The following is a 25,364-nucleotide window of genomic DNA, read 5'->3' on the forward strand; positions in this document are numbered from 1 at the left end:
GCCCGACGCCCCCGGCGAGGACAAACTCCGGGTCGGTCCGACCTCAGTGGTCGAGCTGCTCCCGCAGACGACCGAGCAGGTCGAGGGCGGAGTCGGCGATGACGGTGCCCGGAAGGAAGACCGCGGCCGCGCCCATCTGCTCGAGCGTCGCCACGTCGTCGGGCGGGATGACGCCGCCGATGACGATCATGATGTCCGGGCGTCCCTGCTCCTCCAGCGCCGCCTTGAGCGCGGGGAGCAGCGTGAGGTGACCGGCGGCCAGCGACGAGACCCCGACGATGTGTACGTCGGCGTCGACCGCCTGCTGCGCGACCTCCTCGGGCGTGGAGAACAGCGGGCCTACGTCGACGTCGAAGCCGAGGTCAGCGAAGGCCGAGACCACGACCTTCTGGCCACGGTCGTGGCCGTCCTGGCCCATCTTCGCGACGAGGATGCGGGGGCGGCGGCCCTCGGCCTCCTCGAACTCCTTGGTCGCCTTCAACACCTCGGTGACCTTCGAGTCACCCGACGTCGTCGCCTCGTCCCGGTACACACCGGAGATGGTACGGATCACGGCCTGGTGCCGTCCCCATGCCTTCTCCATCGCGTCGGAGATCTCCCCGACGGTGGCCTTGGCGCGGGCCGCGTCGACGGCCAGCGCGAGCAGGTTGCCGTCGAGGTTCGCCGCGGACTTCTCCGCCCCGGCAGCGTTGGTGATGGCCTCCAGGGCCCGGCGTACGTCCTCGTCGTCGCGCTCCGCGCGCAGCCGCTCCAGCTTGGCGACCTGCTGCTTGTAGACCTGGTCGTTGTCGACCTTGAGCACGTCGAGCGGGTCCTCGGAGGGGAGCCGGAAGGTGTTGACGCCGATCAGCTTCTGAGCGCCGGAGTCGAGGCGCGCCTGGGTGCGGGCCGCGGCCTCCTCGATGCGCATCTTCGGGATGCCCTGCTCGATCGCCTTGGCCATCCCGCCGGCCGCCTCGGCCTCCTGGATGTGGGCCCAGGCGCGCTCGGCGAGGTCATGCGTCAAACGCTCCACGTAGTAGGAGCCGCCCCACGGGTCGATGATCTCGGTGGTGCCGCTCTCCTGCTGCAGGAGCAGCTGGGTGTTGCGGGCGATGCGGGCCGAGAAGTCGGTCGGCAGCGCGATCGCCTCGTCGAGGGCGTTGGTGTGCAGCGACTGGGTGTGCCCCTGGGTCGCGGCCATCGCCTCGATCGCGGTGCGGCCGACGTTGTTGAAGACGTCCTGCGCGGTCAGCGACCAGCCGGAGGTCTGGCTGTGGGTGCGCAGGGACAGCGACTTGGGGTTCTTCGGGTCGAACTGGCTCACGAGCCGGGACCACAGCGCCCGGGCCGCGCGCATCTTGGCGACCTCCATGAAGAAGTTCATCCCGATCGCCCAGAAGAAGCTCAGGCGAGGCGCGAACGCGTCGACATCGAGGCCGGCGGCCAGACCGGTCCGCAGGTACTCGACGCCGTCGGCCAGCGTGTAGGCGAGCTCGAGGTCGGCCGTCGCGCCGGCCTCCTGCATGTGGTAGCCGGAGATCGAGATCGAGTTGAACCGGGGCATCTTCGCGGCGGTGTAGGAGAAGATGTCGCCGATGATCCGCATCGACGCCGCCGGCGGGTAGATGTAGGTGTTGCGGACCATGAACTCCTTGAGGATGTCGTTCTGGATGGTCCCGGCGAGCTTCTCGGGCGGAACGCCCTGCTCCTCGGCCGCCACGATGTAGAGCGCCAGCACCGGCAGCACCGCACCGTTCATCGTCATCGAGACCGACATCTGGTCCAGCGGGATGCCGTCGAACAGCGTCCTGGTGTCATAGATCGAGTCGATCGCGACGCCCGCCATGCCGACATCGCCGCGCACCCGCGGGTGGTCGGAGTCGTAGCCACGGTGGGTGGCCAGGTCGAAGGCGACGCTCAGGCCCTTCTGGCCGGCAGCCAGGTTGCGGCGATAGAACGCGTTGGACTCCTCCGCGGTCGAGAACCCGGCGTACTGCCGGATCGTCCACGGCTGGGTCGTGTACATCGTCGGGTAGGGACCGCGCAGGAACGGGCTCAGGCCGGGGAAGGTGTCGAGCGCGTCGAGACCCTCGAGATCCGCAGGCCCGTACGCCGGCTGGATCTCGATGCCCTCGGGGCTCAGCCAGCCCTCGCCCGAGGGAGCGGCGGCGGCGTACGGCGGGGTCTCGCCCTGCAGCGGAAGACCCTTGAAGGAGCTGGGGATGGTCATGCGAGCTTCTCCCTCGTAGCGGTCAGGAAGGCGAGTGCGTCGACGCCCATCGAGGCGGCGTCGTCCACCTCGGCGTCGACGGCGTCGGGCTTCCCGGCGATGATGACGTGCGTGGCGCCGGCCTCGCGGAGGGCCGCGATCGCGGCCGCGCCCCACTCGGCGTACGCCTTGTCCGAACCGGCCAGGCAGACGACCGGCGGCGCGCCGGCCGCACGGTACTTTCCGGTCAGCTCATCGGCGTCCGCGGTCGCACCCGCGACCTCGACGCCGATGCCACCGGCGGCGAGGAGGTTGGTCGCGAAGGTCGCCCGCGCGGTGTGCTGGGCGACGGTGCCGAGGGTGGCGAGGAAGACCTTGGCGGTGGCGGGGGCGTCGCGGAGGGCCTCGAAGGAGGCGCCGTAGCGCACCACCCGCTCGTTGAGCGGGTCGACCGGTCGCTCGGGAAGCGTCTCGGCGAGGTTGGGGAACTCGGTGAGCCCGGTGATCGGGCGCTTGCGGCGCGCGATCGCCTTCTCCCGCTCGGCGGAGACCACGGCGATCCGGTCACGGAAGGGCGAGAAGTCGTGGCCACCGACGGCGTTGGCCCCGGTCCACTCCTCCTCGAGCTGGATGAACGCCTCCCAGCCGGCCTCGGCCATGTCGGCGGTCAGCCGCTCGACGGCGAAGGAGCCGCCGGCGGGGTCGGCGACGGCCGCGACGTGGGACTCGTCGATCAGCAGGTGGGACACGTTGCGGGCGATCCGGCGCCCGAACCCGTCCGGCACGCCGTTGGCGGAGTCGAAGGGCAGCACGGTGACCGCGTCCGCCCCGCCGACACCGGCGGCGAAGGCCGCGACGGTGCCGCGCAGCATGTTCACGTAGGGGTCGTACTTCGACAGCATCGGCCGCGAGCTCACCGCATGGATGCGCATCTCCACGCCCTCGGCCCCGGAGAGCTCGAGCACGCGTGCCCAGAGCTGCCGGGCCGCCCGCAGCTTGGCGATGGTCGGGAACTGCTCGTCGGTGGCGGCGTAGCGGAACTCGATGAGGCTCGCCGCCACGGCCGGCGAGAACCCGGCCTCCGTCAGCGCGCGCAGGTAGGCGACGCCCACCGCGATCGACCAGCCGAGCTCCTGCACGTCGGAGGCACCGAGGTCGTGGGCGGCGGTGGCGTCGACCACGATCGCGCGCACCCCGATCCCCTGGGCCAGGCGCGCGAGGTCGACCAGCTCGGCGAACGCCTCGTCCGGCGCCAGCGGCAGGTCGCGCAGCAGCGCACCCATCGGGTCGGCACCCAGGTTGGTCGCGGCGTGCAGCCCGGTGCCGCGCTCGGCGATCAGCGCGAGCAGGTTCTGGGCGACCTTGACCGCACCGATCGGCGCGTCGAGCACGACGGGCGCCAGGTCGAGGAGGACCTTGTCGAGCAGTACGTTCAGGTCGGTGGTCTCGTCGGCGGCCACCCACAGCGAGGAGACCCCACCGTCGAGGTCGACCAGCGCCGCCTCGTTGGCCGCCTTCGCGTCCACCCCGGACAGGCCGGAGACGAGCGAGCGGATGTCCCAGGCGCCGGCGCGCGTGGGACGCGCCACGTCGGCGAAGGACGTGTCCGGCAGCCCGAGCGGGGCGATCCGGAGACCGTCGAGGGAGGTGCGGGTCAGCTTGTCCCAGACCAGAGAGTCGGCGTCGTCGGCGCTCAGCCGACCACTCTTGCGGAGGACAGCAGCGGTCGCCGCCTCCCACTCTGCCTGGGAATGGGCATCCGCCGGCTGGGCAAGGCGCAACGAGTCGGCGCGAGCGGCGTCGTTCATGGATCGAACCTTAGGCGGCTGAAGTGGCGGTGACCACAAAGTGTGAGGTTTACAACCGCTAACTGAGACGCGTCGTTACGTTGAGCGCCGTGAAGATATGCACCCCCGAGGGAGCGGTCTATCGCGTCACCCGACGCTGGGTCCCGTGGCAGCGGAAGTCGCGGAAGCTCGAGGCGGAGGGAAGCGCGGACTTCTCCGGCTTCGACGGCGGCGACGACCCGATCAGCTTCCTGTTGGCACTGACCGCCGCGTTCGTCCTGATCCCGTTGCTCGCTGGGATCGTTTTCGTCTTTCTAGTCACGGGCATCGAACTCATGCTCTTGATTGCGATCCTCCCCTTCGCAATCACAGGGCGGGTCGTCTTCGGCCGCCACTGGACCGTCGAGGTGCGCCGCGGCTTCACCCCGATCCACGAGGAGCGCACCGGCAGCTGGACCACCAGCGGCGTACGCATCAGGGAGCTGGCGCGGGAGATCGAGTCGGGCAACGTCCCGGCCAACACGCTCGCCCGGCCCTAGCCGCACCAGCCGCGCAGCAGCGGCAGGCCGGTGTAGACCAGCACCCACACCGGCCAGAAGAAGCCTCGCCCGGTGACGTGCCAGGCGACGACCGCGATCGCGCCGCAGATCAGGAACACCAGAAGGTCCCGTACGAAGCGCCGGTCCGTCTCCGCGGAGGGCGCCGGGTCCTGCTCGCCGAGGTCGTCGACCACCGCGGCGAGCTCGGCGGCCCGGGCAGCGCCCCACACCGCCTCGGCGCGCGACTCCAGCTCGGGCGCGTCGATCTGCCCCGCGGCGTACGCCTCGACGAGCCGGGCCCGCGCGGCCTCACGCTCCAGGTCGCCGATCCTCATCACAGGCCCTCGAGGTCGAGGGCCTGGCCGGCGGCGTACAGATCCTTCGGGCACGTCGAGGCGGCGCAGTCCTGGTAGCGGGAGGCCAGCCGGGCAAGCGCCTTGACGGTCTCCGCGGAGGCGGGGTCAGCGGCGAGGTTGTGCTGCTCGTAGGGGTCGGAGGAGCGGTCGTAGACCTCGACCTGGCCGGTGTGCACGCGGGCGTAGGTCCAGGAGCCGACGCGGATGCCGGACCACAGCTGCCGGTTCCCGTCGGCGACCCGCCAGCCGGCGATGGGGATCGCGCGGACCTGCTCGGGGGCGCGCAACCACGGCATGATGTCGATCCCGTCGGACGCACGGGGCGGCCGAGCGTCGGCGGCCGCGAGCAGGGTCGCGGCCAGGTCCGGGTTGGTGACCGGGGTCCGCACCGTCCGGCCGCGCGGCACCCCGGGACCGCTCATCAGGACCGGGATGCGCAGGGACTCGTCGTAGTGCCACAGCTTGCCGTTGAGGTTGTGGTAGCCGTTGGAGAAGCCGTTGTCGGAGGTGAAGACGACCAGCGTCCGCTTCAGCTCCCCGCTCTTCTTCAGCGACCCGATCAACGAGGCGATGTTGCGGTCCAGGCTTCGGGTCGCCTCGAGCCGGCGCTGGTAGGCGATCCGGAGCGCGTCCTTCTTCCTCGGGTTGAACGTCCCGCGACCGGGCGACCCCTTCGCGTAGCCGGAGGTGTCCTCGGGGAAGAGGTTGGGCCGCGCCGGGATCCGCACGTTGTCGTAGAACCCGCGGTCCTGCCGGTCGGGCACGGTCACCGAGAGGGCGGCGTCGGTGCCGGGGTAGATCTTCTTCGGGTCGTCGGGCCCCGAGGGCCCGCCGTGGTGCGGCGCCACGTAGTTGACCCAGGTGAACCAGGGCTTCCCCGACCCGCGCTCGGCCGCGATCCCGGCCTTCGCGTGCTCGGTGATGACGGTCGAGGAGTAGCCCTTCGACTTGATGATCTCGCCGTTGACGTTGAACTTCGGCGAGCGGAAGTTGTAGGTCGACGGGTCGACGGTCGCGCGCCACTGGTCCCAGCCGGGCGGTACGTCACCTCGGGTCTCACCCTCGCCGTAGCCGTTGAGGTACTTCCCCGCCAGGATCGTCGCGTAGCCCGCGTCCTGCAGCGAGCTGGCGACCGTCGAGGAGTCGTCGAAGGCCGCATATCCACCGTGGGGCCCCTCGATCGTGCGCGCACCGTGGTTGTGGGCGTACTGCCCGGTCAGCAGCGAGGCCCGCGCTGGCACGCAGATCGGCGTCGGCGCGATCCCCTCCGAGAAGGAGACCCCGGTCCGCTCGACCAGCTTGCGCACCTGCGGCAGGTAGTCCATGTCGAGATAGGAGAGGTCGTCGACGGTGACCAGCAGCAGGTTCGGCTTCTTCACCGGCCGTTCCAGAGCAGGCGTACGCGTCGGGGCCGCCGCCATCGCGGCCGGCTCGTGCACCAGCCCGGTCACGGCGAGGGCGCTCATCGCAGCCGTCGCCACGGCTGCGCGCCTGCGACGGGTGAACAGATTGCCGACCGACATGACCAAACACTCCCCAGTAATATGAGTTATTTAGTCTACTTTAACGCGACGGCGCCTCCAGAAGAATCCGCGCTCGTCCGCCGGACGCGCGTTCAGTCGGCCTGGACCGTGCTGGTCACCAGCGAGAGGGACACGATGCCGGGCAGGTAGCGGTCGTCGCTGAGCTCGAAGGCGCGACCGTCGGCGAACCGCGCGGTGCGGACGACCCGCAGCAGCGGGCTCCCCCGGGAGACCCCGAGCAGGCGGCCGTCCATGGCCGAGGTCGCGAAGGCCTCGATCCGGTGCTCGGCGTGCGCGAGACGGACGCCGAGCTCGGCCTCGACCACGTCGACGATCGAGGGCGCGTCGACCGGCAGCGCCTCGATGGTCGGGGCGAGCCAGCCGGGGAACACGGTGTGCTCGACCATGGCCGGCGCCCCGTCGAGGGAGCGGACCCGCACCACCCGCAGCACCGGGTTGCCCGGCCGCTCGCCGAGCTCGCGCGCCTCCAGGGTGGTGGCACGGCCACGCGCCACATCGACGAACCGGCCGCCGGGGCTCAGCCCGGACGCGACCGCCCACTGCGCGAACGAGCGCACCCCCAGGCTCTGCAGCCGCGTGGCCACATGGGGGTGCCAGTGCCGGCCGTGGTGGGAGACGAGACGGCTGTCGGTCTCCAGCCGGGCCAGCGCGCGTTCCACGGTGCCGCGCGCGACCCCGAACTCCCGCGCCAGGCAGGACACCGCCGGGAGCGGCCTGCCCGGCGGGTACTCGCCCGCTCGGATCCGCCCCTCCAACGTCGCCGCGACCGCGTGGTAGCGGCGCGACGCCCTCGACTCCCGCATCGGGTCACCCCGTCCCGAGGACACGTTGGACGAACCAGAACAGCCCGACGACGGCGACCCCCGTGGCCGCGGCGACGCCGAGCCACCAGCCGATCACCGGCTGCCGACGCCGCAGGACCAACAGCACCGGGAAGGCCAGCGCGATGATCACGAGCTGCACGGCCTCGATGCCGAGGTTGAAGACGAGGAGGGAGACCAGCAGCCGCCACGAGAACGGCTCGTCGATGCCGAGGGCACCGGCGAAGCCCAGGCCGTGGATCAGGCCGAACCCGAAGACCACCGCGAGCCGAGCCCTCTCCCCCGACATCCACGATCCCGCCGTCCCCGGCGCGGTCTCGGTGGCCGTACGCACCGGCGCGGCCACGGCGAGGACGCCGCCGGAAGAGGCGACCGGCGCAGGACCGACACCGGCCGGCTCCCCGAGCGACGGCGAGCCGGAGCGGCCGGGGCGCCCACCGCGCCACGAGCCCCACACGTGCCAGGCGGCCACCGCCGCGATCGACAGCGCGATCACGGGCTCGACGATCGCGGCCGGGACCGACACGAGACCGAGGCTCGCCAGCACGAACGTCACCGAGTGCGCCGCCGTGAACGCGGTCGCGGCCAGCAGGATGTCGCGCGGGCGGCGTGAGCCGACGATGAGCGCGACGAGGAACAGGATGTGGTCGATGCCGAAGAGCAGGTGCTCGGCACCGAGGACGAAGAACTCCAGCAGCCTCGTCGGCGACGACTCGTCCGTGGAGAAGCTCGGGTCCTCGGCGGTGAGGACCGTGTTGCCGGATGCCTCGGGCAGCGAGTACTCCACGATCGTCTCGGTGCTCCCGACGAAGCCCTCCGACTCGGGGAACAGCTCGCTGGAGATCTCGTACGCGGCGTCGCCCGTCACCTCGGGGCAGGCATGGTCGAGGGTCACCACGACGTGCGGCACGCCGTCGCGCTCGGTGGTCCGGAGCTCGTCGGCGATCGACGGCGCACAGTCCTGGCCGTCCACGGCGATGCGGAAGCGGTCGCCGAGGTAGCCCAGCACCGCGTCCCGGTGCTCCTCGATCAGGCCGACGTCGGCGCCGGAGGTCTGGAAGGCAGCCTTGGCCTCGCTCTCCAGCCCGGGGTCGCCCTCGGCCTTCGCCACCGACCTGACCAGGAGGACGTACTCCATCTCGAGCTCGGTGCTCACGACACCGTCGGCGCGCTGGGTCGTCTCGGCGTAGACCGTGGAGGTGAAGCCGTGGGCCGAGGCCGGGGGCGTCAGCAGGACGGGCGCGAGCAGCGCCAGTGCAGCAGCGGCGAGGAGACGTACGCCGGTGGGAACGGTCATGAGGATCCTCGATCCGAAAGTGGGGGAAGGAGGCCCGCCCGGCACTCCGCCGGGCGGGCCTCCCGGCGGGTCAGACGATCGGCTCGGTGTCGAGTCGAACGTGGTCGATGGCCCAGTACCAGTCGTTCATGGCGTTGAAGAGCCGGAAGTTGACCTTCATCGAGGTCGCGCCGGCCGGCACGTCGACCGGCAGGTTCACGGTCTTGTTGCCCTGGCTCAGGTCGGGGGTGTTGGCCGGCGTCCAGTGGACCAGCTGCACCTTCTGGCCGGTGTCGAACTCGACGGTGACCTCGGCCTCCTGCGGCTCCTCCTCGCGGTAGTGGTTGTCCCAGGCGAGGTAGACGCGCGAGGTCCCGGCCGGGATCGGCGCGCTGGGGGTGGAGAGCGTCGAGTCGAAGCGGCCGCGGCTCTCCGGGTCGTTGACGTCGTCCCACTCGTCGGGGTCGGCGACGGCCACGACGTTGCGACCCAGCGTGAAGCCGCTGCGGTCCTGGTCGTCACCGTTCTGCCAGAACGCCTTGGTCATCAGCGACCAGCCGTTCATCTCCTTGGTGCCGGTGGGCATGTCGGGGGCGTTGGTGATCGTCCATCCCGCCGGCGTGGTCTTGGTCCACCCGAGGACGCTCGCGTTCGCCGGCATGTTGTGCTCGACGCCGTACTGGAGCTGGCCGGCCACCGACTCGAAGTCCTGGTAGACGAGGTAGTCGGCCGGGTCGACCGGGGGCGGCGGCGGAGCGGTCTTGAAGGTCGTCGAGATCGACCCACCCGCCTTGCCCCAGGTGTTGTAGGGCGTCACGCGCACCTCGTACCGGGTGTCGCCCTTCAGGTTCCGGATGGCATGACCGCGGGAGGCCGGCAGCGGAAGGATGTAGAAGCCCGACCACTGCTTGAAGTCGGCGACGGTCGCCCCGGTCGCCTTGTCGACGACCTGGTAGCGGTAGAGGTGGACGATGTCCTGGACATCGTTGGCCGCCGGCTTCGCCTGCGGGAACGACACCTGCGCGCTGTCCTCCTTGATGTCGGAGACCGTCACCGCCGATCCCGCGGGCCACTTCGGGCCGGCGGTCCTGGCCGCACGGCGGTCGGTGTAGGGGAAGTTGCGCTGCGGGTTCTTGATCGCTTCCTCGACGTCCCACGTCCAGGTCTGGTCGATCCACCGACCGGCCTGCAGGTCGTAGTTCTTGACCTTGACGACGCTGCCGGCGACCTCGACGACCGCGGTCTGCGCGTTGTCGCCCGCGTCGTTCGGCGTCGTGTCGTTGTCGACGCCGCTCTCCATCTCGAAGTACGCCAGCGGCGGGGCGTTCACGGTCGTGAAGCCGCCGTCCTGCCAGATCGAGGTGGAGATGTTGTTGGGCGTGTGGATGTGCCCGCCCCAGACGACGGCCTGGGGGAAGCTGTCGAAGACCGACTTGAAGGTGTCGCCGCAGCCCTCGGAGAGGCCGGCACCGTACCACTCGTTCGAGACGTAGTGCGTGCACTTGAGGGGGTGGTGCACGAGCACGAACACCGGGCGGTCCGGGTGCTCGGCGGTGTCGGCGGCCAGGCGGGTGTGGAGCCAGTCGCGGGCGTAGGCGTAGTTGCCGGTGCTGCGCTCGGTCGGCCGGCCGGTCTCCTCGTCGAGCTCGCCGGCACCCGGCGAGACGGTGATGAAGTGGTAGCCGTTGATCAGGTAGTCGGCGTTGGGCCGCTGGCCACCCGTCGACTGGGTGAAGAGGTCGTAGCCCGTCATGCCCGAGCCGATGTCGTGGTTGCCCAGCGCGGCGACGAGGGAGATGTCGTCCTTGCCGTCACCGTTCTCGTCCAGGCGGCGGTCGAGCACCTCCTTCAGGCCGGCGTACTCGCCCGCGGTGGCGTTGTTCGTCAGGTCGCCGACGAACAGCGTCGCGTCGAGGTCCTGGGCGTGGTAGAGGTCGAAGGCCTTGTCCAGGTCGCGCCACTCGTTGTGGATGTCGCCGATCGAGCCGAAGGTCACCTGCGGCTGGTGGGTGTCGGCGGTGCGTCGCGCCGCCTCGGCACGGGCCTTCTCGACCTCGGCGTCGTTGCCGGCGACGACCTCGAAGTCCTCGAAGTCGACGGTGCCGTTCTCACCGACGGCCGAGTAGCTGATCCGGTAGTCGCCGGGGGTCTGCGGGGTGAACTCGTAGACCGGGTCGCTCGCGGAGCCCGTCGGAGAGATCTCCGCCGTGACGCCGTCGGGCGAGGTCACCGAGACGACGTAGTCGCCGGTCCGGAAGGAGCTGCTCTCCTCGGCCGGGACGGGCTCCGGGATGCGGAAGGTCTCACCGACCGCGGCCTTGGGCCTGGGGGCGTCCTGCAGCCGCACCTGCTCGTCGAGCAGCGCGAAGGCCGGGCCGTCGGCCTCGGCGCGCTCCTGGGCGACGACAGTGCCGCCACCCGCGATCGCGACAGTCACGAGGGCGCCTGCGGCAAGCCGCGCGCCCCACGATCGTCTGATGGGAATCATCGGTCTCCTCGTCTCGGTCACGGTGCTCGGGCACCGGGAACTTGTCTGGACAAGTCCATCCGAACGAGGTGGCGCGTGATTGTCCGTCTGCAGCCCGAAACCACGGCAGACAGATGAAATATCCGTGACGCGATGCGGCAATCCGGCGTGGTTGCCACATCGGGATCAGCCGGGAAGCGTCTAGAGGCCCTCGAGGTCGAGCGGCCGGTCGGCGGCGTACATCCCCTTGGGGCAGTCGTCGCCGGCGCAGTCGCGATACTTCTCGGTCAGGTCGGCCAGCTGCGAGACCGTCTCGGCATGGCCGGGGTCGTCGGCGAGGTTCTTCATCTCGTAGGGGTCGGTGGTGCGGTCGTAGAGCTCGACCCCACCGGTGGTCAGCTCGACGTACGTCCACCGCCCGACACGTACGCCGGACCAGAGCCGGGAGGTGCCGTCGGAGGTCGGCCACGCCTCGATCGGGACCACGCGCGTCTGGTCGGGCGCCCGCAGCCAGGGCAGGATGTCGACGCCGTCGGGCTCGTGCGGGTCGTCGGCGCCGGCGGCCGCGAGCAGCGTGGTGGCGATGTCGGGGTTGGTGAGCGTGGTCGCGACCTTGCGCCCCTTCGGCACGCCGGGTCCGCTCATCAGGACCGGGATGCGCAGCGACTCCTCGTAGTACCAGAGCTTGCCGTTGAAGTTGTGGTAGCCGTTCGAGAACCCGTTGTCGGAGGTGAAGACGACCAGCGTGCGCGCCAGCTCGCCGCTCTTCTTCAGCCCGCCGAGCAGGGAGGCGATGTTGCGGTCCAGGCTGCGCGCCGACTCGATCCGCCGCTGGTAGGAGAGCTCGTAGGCGTCCTTCTCGACCTGCGAGGGGTTCTTCCGTGACGGCGACCCCTTGGGGAACTGCTTGCGTCCCTCCGGGAAGAGGTTCGGCTGCTGCGGGATCGGCTTGTCGGCGTACGCGTCCCGGTCCTGCTGGTCCGGCACCGGTACGCCGATCGCGCCCTTGGTGCCGGGGAAGCGCTGCTTGGGGTCGCCCTTCTCCGTCGGGCCGCCGATGTGCGGCGCGACGTAGTTGACCCACTGGAACCACGGCTTCGCCTCGGCCCCGGACTTCTTCCTCGCGTCCTGCAGGGCCGCCTGCGCCTGCTGGGTGATGACGGTGGTCGAGTAGCCCTTCGGCTTCACCAGGCGCCCGTTCACGTTGAACTTCGCGCCCAGGTAGTTGTAGGTCGACGGGTCGACGGTCGCGCGCCACTCGTCCCACCCGGGAGGGATGTCACGGTCGGTGCCGTCCTCGCCGTACTCGTTCAGGTACTTCCCGGTGAACACCGTGGTGTAGCCCGCGTCCTGCAGCGAGGTGGCGACGGTCTCGGAGTCGTCGAAGGAGGGGTAGCCGCCCTCGGGACCGTGGATGGTGTGCGCGCCGTGGTTGTGGGCGTACTGCCCCGAGAGCAGCGAGGCCCGGGCCGGCACGCAGATCGGCGTCGGCGCGACCGCGTCGGTGAAGGTCACCCCGCTCTCACCGACGAGCTTGCGCACGCTCGGCAGGTAGTCCATGTCGACGGTGGCGAGGTCGTCGACGGTCACCATCAGCAGGTTGGGCTTCTCCACCGGCATCTCGAAGCCCGGTGTCGGCGTCGAGGGCTGGCCCCCGTCACCGGACGGCTGCTGGGTCGGCGCGTGGCCACAGCCCGACATCCCCACGACTCCGGCCACCGCGAGTGCCGCCGACAACGCCCGGACGCGCCTGGATACCGCCACTGATTGTCCTCATCACACTGGTCATCTACTGGTCGCCATGACTGGGCCCGCCCGGTCGCGCGGACAGCCTGCCACTATGCCGATGGTTCATCCCAGATCAACGCACGTGTCGCGCACTCGCCATCCCCGGGCAGGACGCTGGTCCCATGAAGATGGCGCTGGTCACCGAGAGCTTCTTTCCTACCATCGATGGTGTCACAACCACGGTGAAGGCCATCGCCGACCGCATGATCGAGTCGGGCCACGAGGTGCGCTTCATCGCGCCGGGCCCCGGCCTCCCGGTCTACCGCAACAGCCGTGTCGTCCGGGTCTCGCCGATCGCCAAGACCGGCAGGCAGGTACGCACCGCGCTGGAGTCCTTCGAGCCGGACGTCGTGATCAGCTTCGACCCGGGGCGTCTGGGCCGCAAGGCGCTGGCCTCGCCGACGGCCGCCGACGCGACCACGCTGGTCGTCCAGCAGTCCCCGCTCTCCCCCAAGGCGGCGCTCACCTGGGACACGTCGATCGCTGCGTACGCGGATGAGATCTTCGTCACAAGCGAGTGGCTCCGTCGCGTGCTCTCGGCGATCGACGTCCGCGCCGAGGTGTGGGAGCCGGGGGTCGACACGGCCGCCTTCTCCCCCAGCCTGCGCGACGACTGGCTCCACCGCCGCTGGTCCAAGGCGAAGTCCCGTCCCACCCCTCTGGTCGTGGTCGGCTATGCCGGGAACCTGGCCAAGAGCCATGGCGTACGCCGCCTCGCCGAGCTCACCGCCGTGCCCGGCATCCGCCTCGTCATCATCGGCGACGGACCCCAGCGCGGCTGGCTCAAGCAGCGGGTCCCGCAGGCGAAGCTGACCGGGCCGCTGGGCACCGGCGACCTGGCCATCGCACTGGCCTCTCTCGACGTGCTGGTGCACCCCGGCGAGGAGGAGGGATGCGGCCACATCCTGCGTGAGGCCGCGGCCAGCGCCCTCCCGGTGGTCGCCCCGCGTGCCGGCGCCGCGGCCGAGATCGTCCAGCACCTGGAGACCGGTGTGCTCTACAACCCGGCGCGCAGCCGCGAGCTCGCCGACGCGGTCGCCTCGGTGGTCTCCGACCCCCGTCGACGCCTGCTCGGCGACCGCGGTCGCGAGCTGGCTGCGACCCGGCCGTGGACCGATGCCGTCGACGAACTCTTGACCCGTCTGGTCACACTGAACGACGCCCGGACCTCACAATCTCACGCCGCTGCCTCCGAGAATGCGGGACCTGCTGTTAGGCTTGCCTAACTCGCGATAACGATACTCATCGGTAACCTCGCCCGCCCAGGTAGAGACGACAATGTCACATACTCCCTGCGTACAAGTTCGGGTCTGAGGGGTAGTAGCGTGCGTGCCGTGGCAACCACGACTCTGATCAAAGGCGCGCGGTCGACGCGCTCGACGATCGCCCTGAAGCTCCTTATGGCGGCCAGCGGCATCGTCTTCATCCTGTTTGTGCTCGTGCACATGTACGGCAACCTCAAGGCGTTCAGCGGCGAGCTTGCCTTCAACGAGTACGCCGAGCACCTGCGTACGTTCGGGGAGCCGATGCTGCCGTACGGCGGCCTCCTCTGGATCATCCGGGTGGTGCTCCTGGCCTCGCTGGTGGCGCACGTCGGCTCGGCGATCGCACTCGCGAAGCGTGCGCACGCGCAGCGGCCGGTGAAGTACGCGGTGAAGAAGAACAAGGCTTCGTCGCTCTCCTCGCGCACCATGCGCTGGGGCGGCATGGCGCTGTTCCTCTTCCTCGTCTGGCACCTGCTCCAGTTCACCATCGTGAAGATCAACGTGGGTGCGGGCGGACAGGCTCCTGACGTCACCGAGAACCCCTACCGGCTGCTGATCAACGCCTTCCAGCCGGAGCAGTGGTGGATGGTGATCATCTACCTGCTCGCGATGCTCGCGCTCGCGTTCCACCTGCACCACGGCACCTTCAGCGCCATCCAGACGCTCGGGTTCACCAACACCGCTGAGTCGCGTGCCAGGGCCCGCGTCGCCGGCTGGGTCGTCGCGATCGTGGTCGCCGGCGGCTTCTCGCTGGTCCCCCTGTTCACCGTCTTCGGCGTCATCTCGTAAGGACATCTGACACATGGCTGCTGGAACCCACTACCTGCCGGGCCTCACTCCGACCAACGAGGCACCGGTCCAGAAATCCGACGACGCCGCGGGCTACTACGTGCTCGGCGACAAGCTCGTCGACCCGAAGGCTCCGACCGGTCCGATCGAGGAGCGCTGGACGACCCGCAAGTTCGAGAACCGCCTGGTCAACCCGGCCAACCGCCGCAAGCTGTCGATCATCATCGTCGGCACCGGCCTGGCCGGCGGCGCCGCCGCCGCCACGCTCGGCGAGGCCGGCTACAACGTGAAGTCGTTCTGCTACCAGGACTCCCCGCGTCGCGCCCACTCGATCGCCGCCCAGGGCGGCATCAACGCCGCCAAGAACTACAAGGGCGACGGCGACTCGGCCTACCGGCTCTTCTACGACACGGTCAAGGGCGGCGACTACCGCGCCCGCGAGTCCAACGTCTACCGCCTCGCCGAGGAGTCGGTGAACATCATCGACCAGTGCGTGGCGCAGGGCGTTCCGTTCGCCCGCGAGTACGGCGGTCTGCTCGACAACCGCTCCTTCGGTGGCGTGCAGGTGTCGCGTACGTTCTACGCCCGCGGCCAGACGGGGCAGCAGCTCCTCATCGGCGCCTACCAGGCCATGGAGCGCCAGGTCGCGGCCGGCACGGTGGAGCAGTTCACGCGTCACGAGATGCTCGAGCTGATCGTCGCCGACGGCAAGGCCCGCGGCATCATCGCCCGTGACATGGTCACCGGCGAGATCGAGACCCACCTGGCCGACGTGGTCGTGCTCGCCACCGGCGGCTACGGCAACGTCTTCTACCTCTCGACCAACGCGATGGGGTCCAACGTCACCGCCACGTGGCGTGCGCACCGCAAGGGCGCCTACATGGCCAACCCCTGCTACACGCAGATCCACCCGACCTGCATCCCGGTGACCGGCGCCCACCAGTCGAAGCTGACCCTGATGTCGGAGTCGCTGCGTAACGACGGCCGCATCTGGGTGCCCAAGAACGCCGAGGACTGCGCCAAGGACCCGCGCGACATCCCCGAGGAGGACCGCGACTACTTCCTGGAGCGGATCTACCCGTCCTTCGGAAACCTGGTCCCCCGCGACATCGCCTCGCGTGCGGCGAAGTACATGTGCGACGAGGGCCGCGGTGTCGGCCCGGAGGTCGAGGAGACCCAGCCCGACGGCTCGGTGAAGAAGTTCCGCCGCGGCGTCTACCTCGACCTGGGTGCCGCGATCGAACGCCTCGGCAAGGCCGCCATCGAGGAGAAGTACGACAACCTCCTCGACATGTACGAGCGGATCACGGGTGAGAACCCCTACGAGCTGCCGATGCGCATCTACCCCGCCGTCCACTACGTCATGGGCGGTCTGTGGGTCGACTACGAGCTCTCGACCAACATCGAGGGTCTGTACTGCACCGGTGAGGCCAACTTCTCCGACCACGGCGCGAACCGCCTCGGTGCCTCGGCGCTGATGCAGGGTCTGGCCGACGGCTACTTCGTGCTCCCGAACACGATCCGCGAGTACCTCGCCGACGGGCCGTTCGAGCCCATCTCCGAGGACCACCCGGCGGTCGTCGAGGCGAAGCAGTCGGTCCAGGAGCGGATCGACAAGTTCATGTCGATCAACGGCACCCGCTCGGTCGAGTCGATCCACAAGGAGCTCGGCCTGATCATGTGGGAGTACTGCGGCATGGAGCGGACCGAGGAGGGCCTCAAGAAGGCCATCGGCCTGATCCGTGAGCTCAAGAAGGAGTTCTGGACCAACGTCAAGGTCCTCGGCTCGGCCGACTCCCTCAACCAGGACCTCGAGAAGGCCGGCCGTGTCGCCGACTTCATCGAGCTCGGTGAGCTGATGTGCATCGACGCGCTCAACCGGCGCGAGTCCTGCGGCGGCCACTTCCGCGCCGAGTCGCAGACCGAGGACGGCGAGGCGCTGCGTCACGACGACGAGTTCGCCTACGTCGCGGCCTGGGAGTTCGGTGGCGAGGACGGCGCCCCGATCCTCCACAAGGAGGACCTGATCTACACCGCCATCGAGATGAAGCAGAGGTCGTACAAGTGAAGCTCACCCTCAAGATCTGGCGGCAGGCCAACGCGTCCGAGAAGGGTGCGCTCAAGACGTACGAGCTGGACGGCGTCTCGCAGGACATGTCCTTCCTCGAGATGCTCGACCTGCTCAACGAGCAGCTCCTGCACAACGACGAGGAGCCGGTCGCGTTCGACTCGGACTGTCGCGAGGGCATCTGCGGCATGTGTTCGCTGATGATCAACGGCCAGGCGCACGGCCCGGAGGTCACCACGACCTGCCAGCTGCACATGCGCTCGTTCAACGACGGTGACACCATCACCATCGAGCCGTGGCGCGCCGCGTCGTTCCCGATCGTCAAGGACCTGATCGTCGACCGCTCCGCGTTCGACCGGATCATCCAGAACGGCGGCTACATCTCGGCCAACACCGGCTCGGCCCCCGAGGCCAACTCGGTGCCGGCTCCGCGCGACAAGGCCATGCGGGCGTTCAACACGGCCACCTGCATCGGCTGCGGCGCCTGCGTCGCCGCCTGCCCCAACGGCTCGGCGTCGCTGTTCCTCGGCGCCAAGATCACCCACCTCGGTGAGCTGCCGCAGGGTCAGCCGGAGCGCTACTCCCGCGTGCAGTCCATGGTCGGCCAGCACGACGCCGAGGGCTTCGGTGGCTGCACCAACATCGGTGAGTGCGCCGCCGCCTGCCCCAAGGAGATCCCGCTCGACGTGATCTCCCAGCTCAACAAGGACCTGCGCAAGTCGCTGATCCTCGGCTGACCATCTGGTCGCCAGACGCCAGAAGGGCCGCTCTCCTCGGAGAGCGGCCCTTCTGCTGTGCCGAGGTCAGGCGACGGTGAGCTTGACCTCGATGTTGCCGCGGGTGGCGTTGGAGTAGGGGCAGACCTGGTGGGCCTGCTCGGCGAGCTGCTGGGCGGTCGCGGCGTCGGCACCGGGGATAGTGACCTCGAGCTGCACGGCGAGGCCGAAGCCGCCCTCACCGTTGCTGCCGATGCTGACGTCGGCGACGACCTCGGAGTCGGTCATGTCGACCTTGGCCTTGCCGGCGACCAGCTTGAGCGCCGAGTGGAAGCAGGCTGCGTAGCCGGCGGCGAAGAGCTGCTCGGGGTTGGTGGCACCGCCCTCGCCACCCATCTCCTTGGGGACGCGGACATCGGCGTCGATGAGACCGTCGGTGGACTGGACGTGGCCGTTGCGGGCGTCCCCGGTGCTGACTGCGGTGGCTGTGTAGAGAGGTGTCATGTGCACAACTATATTGTGCACAACTTAATAGCGCAAGGGAGTAGACTGGTGAATGTGTCCGGACGTACCTATCCGCAGCTCGCGCTCGACCTACAGCTCTGCTTCCCGCTGTACGCAGCGACCCGAGCCGTCACGAAGCGCTACGTGACACTGCTCAAGGGGACCGGCCTGACCTATCCGCAGTATCTGGTGATGCTGGTGCTGTGGGAGGCCGAGGAGCCGCTCTCGGTGAGCTCCCTCGGGCAGCGGCTGCGGCTCGACTCCGGCACCCTGACGCCGCTGCTCAAGCGGCTCGAGACCGCGGGGCTGGTGAGCCGCGACCGCGACCCCGGCGACGAGCGCCGGGTGCTGGTCAGCCTCACCGAGGAGGGCCGCGCCCTGGAGGAGCAGGTCTCCGGTGTGCCGCATCAGCTCGGCGCGTCGATGGGGATCACCCGTGACGAGGCGCTCGCGCTGCGCGACCAGCTCACCGAGCTGGTCGACCACCTCGACACGGCCGAGTCGTCCTGAGCGTCCTATCCCCTGGTCAGCAGCCGCTGCACGCCGAGCTTGATCAGCAGACCGCCGAGAAGGACGTCGACGACCACGAGCACCGCGTGGGCGATGTAGTAGGGCTTGGGCCGGCTCTGCTCCGGGTCCTTGGCCGTCTTGACGAGGTTGCGGCCGAAGTTGGTCCAGATCGCGATCGTCCAGATCCCGATGACCAGGATGAGCGCGCCGTCAGTCTTCTCGAGCTTCATGGTCCGACTCTCTCATCCGCTGGTGGCGTCTGAACCGGCAGCCCGGTCGGGATCGTCCGAGTCGGCCGGAGTCGCCCCGACGTGCGCATACGAGGCGGCGTACAGGATCACCATCGAGGTGTAGTGGATCCAGACGACCAGGATGAGGGCGATGCCGAAGGCCTGGAACGCGGGCTGTCCCTGGGTGGCGTTCAGCAGCAGGGTCGAGGCCTGCTTGAGGACCTCGAAGCCGATCGCGCCGAGCACGGCGCCCGCCCACAGGGGTCGCTTCGGGGTGTCCTTCTGGGGCGCCAGGTGGAACATCGCGAAGAAGAGCACGGTGTTGGCCGCCAGGCCGAGCACCAGGGAGAGGAGCACGATCAGCCAGCCGAAGCCCTCGTCTAGGCCGATCCAGTCCAGGACGTTGACCGAGAACGTACGGATGAGGCCGGTGAACGCTACGGCCACCAGCATGATCAGGCCGAGCAGGATCAGTGCGGCCAGGTCGCGGACCTTGGCCATCAGGAAGCCCGGCTGCTCCTCCTCGGGCACCAGGAAGACGGCTTCGAGGGCCTTGCGCAGCCCGTCGATGAAGCCCAGGCCGGCGTAGAGCAGACCGAACGCACCGACGATCCCGACCGCTCCGGCGGCTCGCTCGATGTCGGCGATCTTCAGCTGACCGGGGCTGTCCCCGACCAGGCCGGGCAGGACCTGGTCGATCGCCTCGACGAGGTCGCTCTCGGCACCGCCGTAGACCTTGGCGATCTGGCCGACCGCGAAGAACGCCAGCGCGAGGATCGGGAAGGTCGACAGGAAGCCGAAGTAGGTGATCGCGCCGGCCTGCTGGGACGCCCCCACCTCGCCATAGTGCTCCTGCGTACGCACCACCCGGTCCAGTGCCGGGAAGCGAGCACGCAACTCGGCGATCTTCGCCTTGATCTTCTCTTTGTCGAGCATCCCGAGGTCCCCATCCGTCGTTCGTAGGCGGACCCGAGCCCGCCTAACCGGTCAGTGCTGCTCTCAGTGCGAACTCCCGGGTCGGGCGCCAACCGTCCGTGTCGTCGTGGACATAGAGGTGGAACTCCTCGACCGACCACTCGCACTCGAAGTCGGCCAGCTCACCGAAAGCCTTGTCGAGGCTAGCGTCGGGAAGGTCGTGGGCGATCGTGACATGCGGGTGATAGGGAAACGTGAGCTTCTGGTCGAGCGGACCCTGCCGAACCGTGTTGGCGAGCTGCTCACATCCCGAGATGCCCTGGACCACAGCCACGAACACCACGGGTGAGACCGGCCGGAAGGTGCCGGTGCCGCGTAGGTGCACGCCGAACGGAGCCACCCTCGAGGCAGCCTGCTCGAGATGGCTCTCGACGTCCGGCAGCAGATCGTCGTGGATCTCGGTCGGTGGCACAAGTGTGATGTGCGTCGGGATCATGGTCGCCGTCGCGTCCCCGAGAGACGTCCGGTAGTCCTGGAGCTGACTTGCCCACGGCTCCGGGATAGCGATGGCAACACCGATGGTGCGCATGCGCCGACCTTACTAGCCGAGAGGCGCCGCGGGGGCCACAAAGCCAACCCGCTCGTAGACGTCGGCCAGAGTCTTGCGGGCGACCGCACCCGCCTTCTCCGCACCCTGCGCAAGGATGCCGTCGAGATACTCCCGGTCCTCGAGGACCTCGAAGGTCTTCTCCCGGAACGGCGTGACGTAGTCGACGACGACCTCGGCGAGATCCTTCTTCAGGTCGCCGTAGCCCTTGCCGGCGTACTTGCCGACCAGGGTGTCGATGTCGGAGCCGGTCAGCGCGGAGTAGATCCGCAGCAGGTTGGAGACGCCCGGCTTGGCCTCCTCGTCGAAGCGGATCTCCATCTCGGAGTCGGTGACCGCGGAGCGGATCTTCTTCGCCGAGACCTTCGGGTCGTCGAGCATGTCGATCAGACCGCTCGGGCTCGAGGCCGACTTGGACATCTTGATCGACGGGTCCTGGAGGTCATAGATCTTCGCGACCTCCTTGAGGATGTAGGGCTCGGGGAGACGGAACGTCTTCTTGTAGCGGCTGTTGAATCGCTGCGCGAGGTCGCGGGTCAGCTCCAGGTGCTGGCGCTGGTCCTCGCCGACCGGGACGTACGCCGGGCGGTAGAGCAGGATGTCGGCGGCCATCAGCATCGGGTAGGAGAAGAGGCCGACGGAGGCCGCGCCCTCACCACCCTTGGCGGACTTGTCCTTGAACTGGGTCATCCGGCGGGCCTCACCGAAGGAGGTGATGCACTGCATCACCCAGCCGAGCTGGGCGTGCTCGGGGAGGTGGGACTGGACGAAGATCGCCGACCGCTCCGGGTCGACACCGGCGGCCAGCAGCTGGGCGGCGGCCCGCCGCGTACGCTCCCGGAGCACCTTCGGGTCCTGCTCGACGGTGATCGCGTGCAGGTCGGCGATGAAGAAGAACGGCTCGTGCTCCTCCTGCAGGCTCACCCACTGCCGAACGGCGCCGAGATAGTTGCCGAGGTGGTAGGAGTCCGCGGTCGGCTGGATGCCGGAGAGAACCCTGGGCCGAGTGGTGGGAGCGGTGCTGCCGGTCATGTGCGCATTCTGTCAGCCGGTCGCCGAAAGGCTCGAAATGACAGAGGATCCTGCCCGCGGCACTGATCTGCGTGCCGGCCATGGGCCTCGACGCCCCCCGTGATCAACGTCGAGGACCATGGTCGCCCGCAGTCTTTGAGGCCGCGAGCAGGATCCGCATGACCCATCAACGACGGATCCTCGGCGGGGTTATCGAACAAGTGCATCCAATTTCTTACGAGTTTGTGGACCTCCTGAGAGGCTCTACTCAGGGCAGATTCGATGCTCCGTCAAATCCCCGTTCCCTGGATGACACACGCTCCTGTTAACGTGGTTGGTCGACCCGCGGATCCTCCAAGGGGTCCGCAGCCTCGGGCCAGCTGCCGAATCGGCCTCGAGGCCAGGCGACCCCCGAGGAGACTTGTGAACGACACGTCCGCTGCCAATGCGCGCATGCTGCTCGCGACCGATCTGGACGGAACCTTCCTAGCCGGCGACCCCGAGGCGAAGGTCAAGCTCTACCAGACGCTGAGCCGCCGCGAGGACGTACTCCTGTCCTTCGTCACCGGTCGTGGGCTGGAGTCGGTGATGCCGCTGCTCGCCGACCCGACCATCCCGACGCCCGACTTCATCATCTGCGACGTCGGCGCCACGATCGTGACCGGCCACGACCTGCTCGCCGTCGAACCGATCCAGCAGGAGATCGCGGCCAAGTGGCCCGGCGAGCTCGCCGTCCTGGAGAAGATCGGCGACCGCCCCGGCTTGGTGCGTCAGAACGTTCCCCAGGATCGCCGGGTCTCCTACTTCTGCGACCCCGAGGCCGTCACCGACGACCTCGCCCCGCTGGTCGCGGAGATCGGCTGCGACCTGCTCTACTCCCTCAGCCACTACCTCGACGTGCTGCCCGGCGGGATCAACAAGGGCCACACGGTCACCAAGCTCGTCGAGCACCTCGGCATCCCCAAGGACCGCGTGCTGGTCGCCGGCGACACCCTCAACGACCTGGCGATGTACGACATCGGGTTCAACGGCGTCTGCGTCGGCGAGGCCGAGGACAAGCTCCTCGACGCGACCCGCGACCAGGAGCGTACGTTCCACGCCACCTCCCCCGGCACCGGCGGGATCCTGCAGGCGATCAGGCACTTCAACCTGCTCGACGACGAGCACATCTACGACCCGGAGAACGACGCCGACGACCCCGGGAAGTCCGACCTCGTCATGGTCTACCACCGGCTCCCCTACGACGAGGTGATCGAGGAGGGAGAGGTCAAGCGTCGCCGCCCGAAGTCACCCAACGGCATCATCCCGACGCTGCTCTCCTTCTTCACCGAGCGCACCGGATCCTGGGTCGCCTGGTCGATCGACGACCCCAAACGCGGGAAGTTCGCCACCCACACGGTGGTCGACCCCAAGCTCTATCCCGGCCTGGTGGCCTCCCGGCTGCCGCTGTCGAAGAGGGACGTCGACGTCTTCTACAAACGCTTCTCCAAGGAGGCGTTCTGGCCGTTGCTGCACACCTTCTGGGAACGCGCGAAGTTCAAGGAGGAGGACTGGAAGGTCTACTGCCGGGTCAACAAGGCCTTCGCCGAGCAGGCGGCGGCCGAGGCGGCGTACGGCGGAATCGTCTGGATCCACGACTACAACCTGTGGATGGTGCCGGCCTACCTGCGTGAGCTGCGGCCGGACGTGAAGATCGCGTTCCTGCACCACACCCACTTCCCCGGCGCGGACGTGTTCAACGTGGTGCCGTGGCGCCGCGAGATCATCGGCTCGCTGCTGCAGTGCGACTACATCTCGTTCCACATCCCGCGCCAGGTCGAGAACTTCGTCGACGTGGCCCGCGGCGTGGCGCCGGTCGAGGTCGTCGAGACCGAGGACTCGGCGCCGCGGTTCCGCACCTACGGCTTCGCCCTCGGCCTGGACACCATGCCCTCGGTGATCGACGTCGGCGGGCGGCGCGTGCACCTGGGCGCCAACCCGGTCAGCGTCGACACCAAGCGGATCGAGCAGACCCTGGCCTCCTCGGCGGTGCAGGCCTCGATCGCACGGGTGAAGGACGAGTTCGAGGGTCAGCGGATCGCCCTCGCGGTCTCGCGACTCGACTACACCAAGGGAGTGCTGCAGCAGCTCGAGGCCTTCGAGCGGGCGCTGCTCGAGGACCCGTCGCTGCTGGGCGAGCTGTCGCTGGTGCTGGTGTGCGTGCCCGCGGCCGGCGAGATGACCGTCTACAAGACCCTCCAGAACCAGATCGAGCAGGCGGTCGGGCGGATCAACGGCCGGTTCTCGCGGATGGGCTGGATGCCGGTCCACTTCTACTTCCGCCCGATCCCCTTCGAGGAGCTGCTGGCCTACTACGCCAACGCCGACGTCATGTGGATCACCCCGCTGCGCGACGGCCTCAACCTGGTCGCGAAGGAGTACGCCGCGGTCCACGGTCTCCGCGGCACGAGCGGCACGCTGGTGCTCTCCGAGTTCGCCGGGGCGGCCGCCGAGCTGCGCGGCGCGGTGCTGACCAACCCCCACGACGTCTCCGATATGGTTCGGGTCTTCCTCCAGGCCGTCGACATGGACGAGGCCGAGGCCAAGGACCGGATGCGCGGGCTGTGGGACACCATTCGCCACCACGACTCCAAGGCCTGGGCCGACGGGTTCCTGGCCGCGGTCGAGGCCGCGACCTCCAACACCCCGGGCGACGAGGTCGAGCTCTAGGACTGGGCCCGCCGCCGGTGGATGCTGGTGCTCCACACCAGCACCAGCAGCCCGGCGGCGGCCAGGCCGGCGCCGACCAACGGCGCCTCACGGACGCTCCAGACGTCGAGGGCCACACCGCCGGCGAAGGCGCCGAGTGCGTTGGCGATGTTGAGGCTCGCGTGGTTCATCGCGGCACCCAGCGTCACCGCGTCGTCGGCGACGTCCATCAGACGTACCTGCAGGTTGATCACCAGCACCGACGCCACCGCGGTGGTCAGGAAGGCGACCGGCGCGAGCCACCAACCGGCCGGGGCCACCAGCCAGAAGAGCGCCAGCACCGCCACCATCCCGAGGCTGCTGGCGAGCAGTGAGCCCATCACCGACCAGCGCGCCAGCTCTCCCGCGATCCAGGTGCCGACGACCATCCCGGTGCCGAACGCGAAGACGAACCACGGCACCGCGCCCGCCGCCAGTCCGGCCGTGTCGGTCACGATCGGGGCGATGTAGGAGTAGGCGGCGAACATGCCGCCGAAGCCGATCGCACCGGCGAGCATGGTCAGCCAGACCTGCTTGTTGGTGAAGAACCGGCCGGCCTCGCTGCGGCCGGTCGCGTTGGGGTCGCCCGGGAAGTGGGGCACCGAGAGTTGCACCAGGACCACGGTCAGCAGGGCGAGGCCTGCTGCGGCTGCGTACGGGGCTCGCCAGCCGGCGGTCTGGCCGAGCCACGTGGCGAACGGGACGCCGACCACGTTGGCGACCGAGAGCCCGAGCATCACCAGGGCGACCGCACGGCCGCGGTGCTTCGGGGCGGCCATCGAGGTCGCGACGATGCTCGCGACACCGAAGTAGGCGCCGTGCGGCAGCCCGTCGAGGAACCTCGCGACCAGGAGCATCTGGTAGTCGACGGCAGCCGCGCTCAGCACGTTGAACAGCGCGTACGCCGCCATCAGCGACAGCAGCAGCCCCTTGCGCGGAAGGTGGGCGACGAAGAACGAGAGGATCGGTACGCCGACCACGACTCCGACCGCGTAGGCGCTGATCAGGTGGCCGGCCGTGGAGGTGCGGACACCCACGCCCTCGGCGATCTCGGGCAGCACGCCCATGGTGACGAACTCGGTCGTACCGATCGCGAAACCACCCGTCGCGAGGGCGATCATCGCGATCGCGAACCGGACGGGGGTGACCTGCCTCAGGGCGGTCTCGGTGCTGGCGGTGTCGGTCACTACGGCTTAACCTTCCGCGATTTGGGGGCTATTCCGCGAATCGGTGTGACTCGGGTCCCGCTTCTC

The 25,364-nt window shown here is 69.1% G+C and carries 21 protein-coding genes; 7 read left to right on the forward strand and 14 right to left on the reverse strand.

From position 1 onward, the window contains the following. Positions 1-43: 43 nt before the first annotated feature. Both scpA and HD557_RS21920 read right to left on the reverse strand, forming a co-directional pair. On the reverse strand, positions 44-2,212 hold the full coding sequence (scpA, locus tag HD557_RS21915) for a methylmalonyl-CoA mutase (RefSeq protein WP_196875448.1): 2,169 nt from the start codon (positions 2,210-2,212) through the stop codon (positions 44-46). Further along, positions 2,209-3,999, reverse strand: coding sequence for a methylmalonyl-CoA mutase family protein (locus HD557_RS21920; RefSeq protein ID WP_196875449.1), 1,791 nt, complete (start codon positions 3,997-3,999; stop codon positions 2,209-2,211). Before HD557_RS21920 ends, scpA begins: the two co-directional genes overlap by 4 nt. An 89-nt stretch (positions 4,000-4,088) precedes the next feature. On the opposite strand from HD557_RS21920, the gene HD557_RS21925 reads away from it, so the two are divergent. After that, positions 4,089-4,517, forward strand: coding sequence for a hypothetical protein (locus HD557_RS21925; protein WP_196875450.1), 429 nt, complete (start codon positions 4,089-4,091; stop codon positions 4,515-4,517). Here the strand turns inward: HD557_RS21925 and HD557_RS21930 are convergent. The 6 genes from HD557_RS21930 to HD557_RS21955 all read right to left on the reverse strand — a co-directional run bounded on the left by HD557_RS21930 (position 4,514) and on the right by HD557_RS21955 (position 12,745). Then, positions 4,514-4,852, reverse strand: coding sequence for a DUF1707 SHOCT-like domain-containing protein (locus HD557_RS21930; protein ID WP_196875451.1), 339 nt, complete (start codon positions 4,850-4,852; stop codon positions 4,514-4,516). The genes HD557_RS21925 and HD557_RS21930 overlap by 4 nt on opposite strands. Continuing rightward, on the reverse strand, positions 4,852-6,396 hold the full coding sequence (locus tag HD557_RS21935; RefSeq protein WP_196875452.1) for a sulfatase-like hydrolase/transferase: 1,545 nt from the start codon (positions 6,394-6,396) through the stop codon (positions 4,852-4,854). Before HD557_RS21935 ends, HD557_RS21930 begins: the two co-directional genes overlap by 1 nt. A 92-nt stretch (positions 6,397-6,488) precedes the next feature. Further along, a complete protein-coding gene (locus HD557_RS21940; protein WP_196875453.1) occupies positions 6,489-7,220 on the reverse strand; it encodes a GntR family transcriptional regulator in 732 nt (243 codons plus the stop codon). A 4-nt stretch (positions 7,221-7,224) separates the two neighbouring features. Beyond that, positions 7,225-8,535, reverse strand: a complete 1,311-nt coding sequence (locus HD557_RS21945) for a HupE/UreJ family protein (RefSeq protein WP_196875454.1) — start codon at positions 8,533-8,535, stop codon at positions 7,225-7,227. A gap of 70 nt (positions 8,536-8,605) precedes the next feature. After that, the gene (locus HD557_RS21950) at positions 8,606-10,951 is read right to left on the reverse strand and encodes a hypothetical protein (RefSeq protein ID WP_307785679.1); all 2,346 of its coding nucleotides are present in this window, start codon (positions 10,949-10,951) and stop codon (positions 8,606-8,608) included. 231 nt (positions 10,952-11,182) lie between these two features. Next, a complete protein-coding gene (locus tag HD557_RS21955) occupies positions 11,183-12,745 on the reverse strand; it encodes a sulfatase-like hydrolase/transferase (protein WP_307785680.1) in 1,563 nt (520 codons plus the stop codon). A gap of 146 nt (positions 12,746-12,891) precedes the next feature. Between HD557_RS21955 and HD557_RS21960 the strand changes: the two genes are divergently transcribed. From HD557_RS21960 to HD557_RS21975, 4 genes are all read left to right on the forward strand, one after another. Then, entirely contained in the window at positions 12,892-13,995 is a 1,104-nt protein-coding gene (locus HD557_RS21960) for a glycosyltransferase (protein WP_196875456.1), read from the forward strand. Positions 13,996-14,103: 108 nt separating this feature from the next. Further along, positions 14,104-14,823 carry a succinate dehydrogenase cytochrome b subunit gene (locus HD557_RS21965; RefSeq protein ID WP_307785681.1) on the forward strand — a complete coding sequence of 240 codons (720 nt, stop codon included), beginning with the start codon at positions 14,104-14,106 and terminating at the stop codon, positions 14,821-14,823. A 13-nt stretch (positions 14,824-14,836) separates the two neighbouring features. After that, positions 14,837-16,891 (forward strand): fumarate reductase/succinate dehydrogenase flavoprotein subunit, encoded by a 2,055-nt coding sequence (locus tag HD557_RS21970; protein WP_008364025.1) that lies wholly within the window; start codon positions 14,837-14,839, stop codon positions 16,889-16,891. Next, positions 16,888-17,628 carry a succinate dehydrogenase/fumarate reductase iron-sulfur subunit gene (locus HD557_RS21975; protein ID WP_008364027.1) on the forward strand — a complete coding sequence of 247 codons (741 nt, stop codon included), beginning with the start codon at positions 16,888-16,890 and terminating at the stop codon, positions 17,626-17,628. The genes HD557_RS21970 and HD557_RS21975 overlap by 4 nt, the downstream gene beginning before the upstream one ends. A gap of 66 nt (positions 17,629-17,694) precedes the next feature. Here the strand turns inward: HD557_RS21975 and HD557_RS21980 are convergent, their stop codons facing one another. Continuing rightward, positions 17,695-18,111, reverse strand: coding sequence for an organic hydroperoxide resistance protein (locus HD557_RS21980; RefSeq protein WP_045549995.1), 417 nt, complete (start codon positions 18,109-18,111; stop codon positions 17,695-17,697). 48 nt (positions 18,112-18,159) lie between these two features. Here HD557_RS21980 and HD557_RS21985 point away from each other — a divergent pair, with 48 nt between their 5' ends. Then, complete coding sequence (locus HD557_RS21985) at positions 18,160-18,621, forward strand: MarR family winged helix-turn-helix transcriptional regulator (RefSeq protein WP_196875458.1); 462 nt, start codon at positions 18,160-18,162, stop codon at positions 18,619-18,621. Between the two features lie 5 nt (positions 18,622-18,626). Here the strand turns inward: HD557_RS21985 and HD557_RS21990 are convergent, their stop codons facing one another. Genes HD557_RS21990 through trpS form a run of 4 tightly spaced genes read right to left on the reverse strand, consistent with a single transcriptional unit; the run spans position 18,627 to position 21,405 of the window. Beyond that, entirely contained in the window at positions 18,627-18,851 is a 225-nt protein-coding gene (locus HD557_RS21990; RefSeq protein ID WP_008364031.1) for an SCO4848 family membrane protein, read from the reverse strand. Positions 18,852-18,863: 12 nt separating this feature from the next. After that, positions 18,864-19,787 carry a YihY/virulence factor BrkB family protein gene (locus HD557_RS21995; RefSeq protein WP_196875459.1) on the reverse strand — a complete coding sequence of 308 codons (924 nt, stop codon included), beginning with the start codon at positions 19,785-19,787 and terminating at the stop codon, positions 18,864-18,866. A gap of 43 nt (positions 19,788-19,830) precedes the next feature. Continuing rightward, positions 19,831-20,355 carry a 2'-5' RNA ligase family protein gene (locus tag HD557_RS22000; protein ID WP_008364033.1) on the reverse strand — a complete coding sequence of 175 codons (525 nt, stop codon included), beginning with the start codon at positions 20,353-20,355 and terminating at the stop codon, positions 19,831-19,833. 12 nt (positions 20,356-20,367) lie between these two features. Beyond that, a complete protein-coding gene (trpS, locus tag HD557_RS22005) occupies positions 20,368-21,405 on the reverse strand; it encodes a tryptophan--tRNA ligase (protein ID WP_196875460.1) in 1,038 nt (345 codons plus the stop codon). Between the two features lie 402 nt (positions 21,406-21,807). On the opposite strand from trpS, the gene ggpS reads away from it, so the two are divergent. Continuing rightward, complete coding sequence (gene ggpS / locus HD557_RS22010) at positions 21,808-24,093, forward strand: glucosylglycerol-phosphate synthase (protein ID WP_307785683.1); 2,286 nt, start codon at positions 21,808-21,810, stop codon at positions 24,091-24,093. Here ggpS and HD557_RS22015 read toward each other — a convergent pair. Beyond that, positions 24,090-25,298: an MFS transporter gene (locus HD557_RS22015; RefSeq protein ID WP_196875461.1), complete on the reverse strand. Its 1,209-nt coding sequence runs from the start codon at positions 25,296-25,298 to the stop codon at positions 24,090-24,092. The genes ggpS and HD557_RS22015 overlap by 4 nt on opposite strands. Positions 25,299-25,364 lie beyond the last annotated feature (66 nt).

This window comes from Nocardioides luteus, from assembly GCF_015752315.1.
Taxonomy (GTDB): Bacteria; Actinomycetota; Actinomycetes; order Propionibacteriales; family Nocardioidaceae; genus Nocardioides.

Excerpts from the sequence above, each read along its gene's own strand:
- HD557_RS21995 (WP_196875459.1), bottom strand. The coding sequence starts at position 19,787 with ATGCTCGACAAAGAGAAGATCAAGGCGAAGATCGCCGAGTTGCGTGCT.
- HD557_RS21940 (WP_196875453.1), bottom strand. The coding sequence starts at position 7,220 with ATGCGGGAGTCGAGGGCGTCGCGCCGCTACCACGCGGTCGCGGCGACG.
- HD557_RS21960 (WP_196875456.1), top strand. The coding sequence starts at position 12,892 with ATGAAGATGGCGCTGGTCACCGAGAGCTTCTTTCCTACCATCGATGGT.
- HD557_RS21920 (WP_196875449.1), bottom strand. The coding sequence starts at position 3,999 with ATGAACGACGCCGCTCGCGCCGACTCGTTGCGCCTTGCCCAGCCGGCG.
- HD557_RS21945 (WP_196875454.1), bottom strand. The coding sequence starts at position 8,535 with ATGACCGTTCCCACCGGCGTACGTCTCCTCGCCGCTGCTGCACTGGCG.
- HD557_RS21970 (WP_008364025.1), top strand. The coding sequence starts at position 14,837 with ATGGCTGCTGGAACCCACTACCTGCCGGGCCTCACTCCGACCAACGAG.
- trpS (WP_196875460.1), bottom strand. The coding sequence starts at position 21,405 with ATGACCGGCAGCACCGCTCCCACCACTCGGCCCAGGGTTCTCTCCGGC.
- scpA (WP_196875448.1), bottom strand. The coding sequence starts at position 2,212 with ATGACCATCCCCAGCTCCTTCAAGGGTCTTCCGCTGCAGGGCGAGACC.
- HD557_RS21980 (WP_045549995.1), bottom strand. The coding sequence starts at position 18,111 with ATGACACCTCTCTACACAGCCACCGCAGTCAGCACCGGGGACGCCCGC.
- HD557_RS21990 (WP_008364031.1), bottom strand. The coding sequence starts at position 18,851 with ATGAAGCTCGAGAAGACTGACGGCGCGCTCATCCTGGTCATCGGGATC.
- HD557_RS21935 (WP_196875452.1), bottom strand. The coding sequence starts at position 6,396 with ATGTCGGTCGGCAATCTGTTCACCCGTCGCAGGCGCGCAGCCGTGGCG.
- HD557_RS22000 (WP_008364033.1), bottom strand. The coding sequence starts at position 20,355 with ATGCGCACCATCGGTGTTGCCATCGCTATCCCGGAGCCGTGGGCAAGT.
- HD557_RS21930 (WP_196875451.1), bottom strand. The coding sequence starts at position 4,852 with ATGAGGATCGGCGACCTGGAGCGTGAGGCCGCGCGGGCCCGGCTCGTC.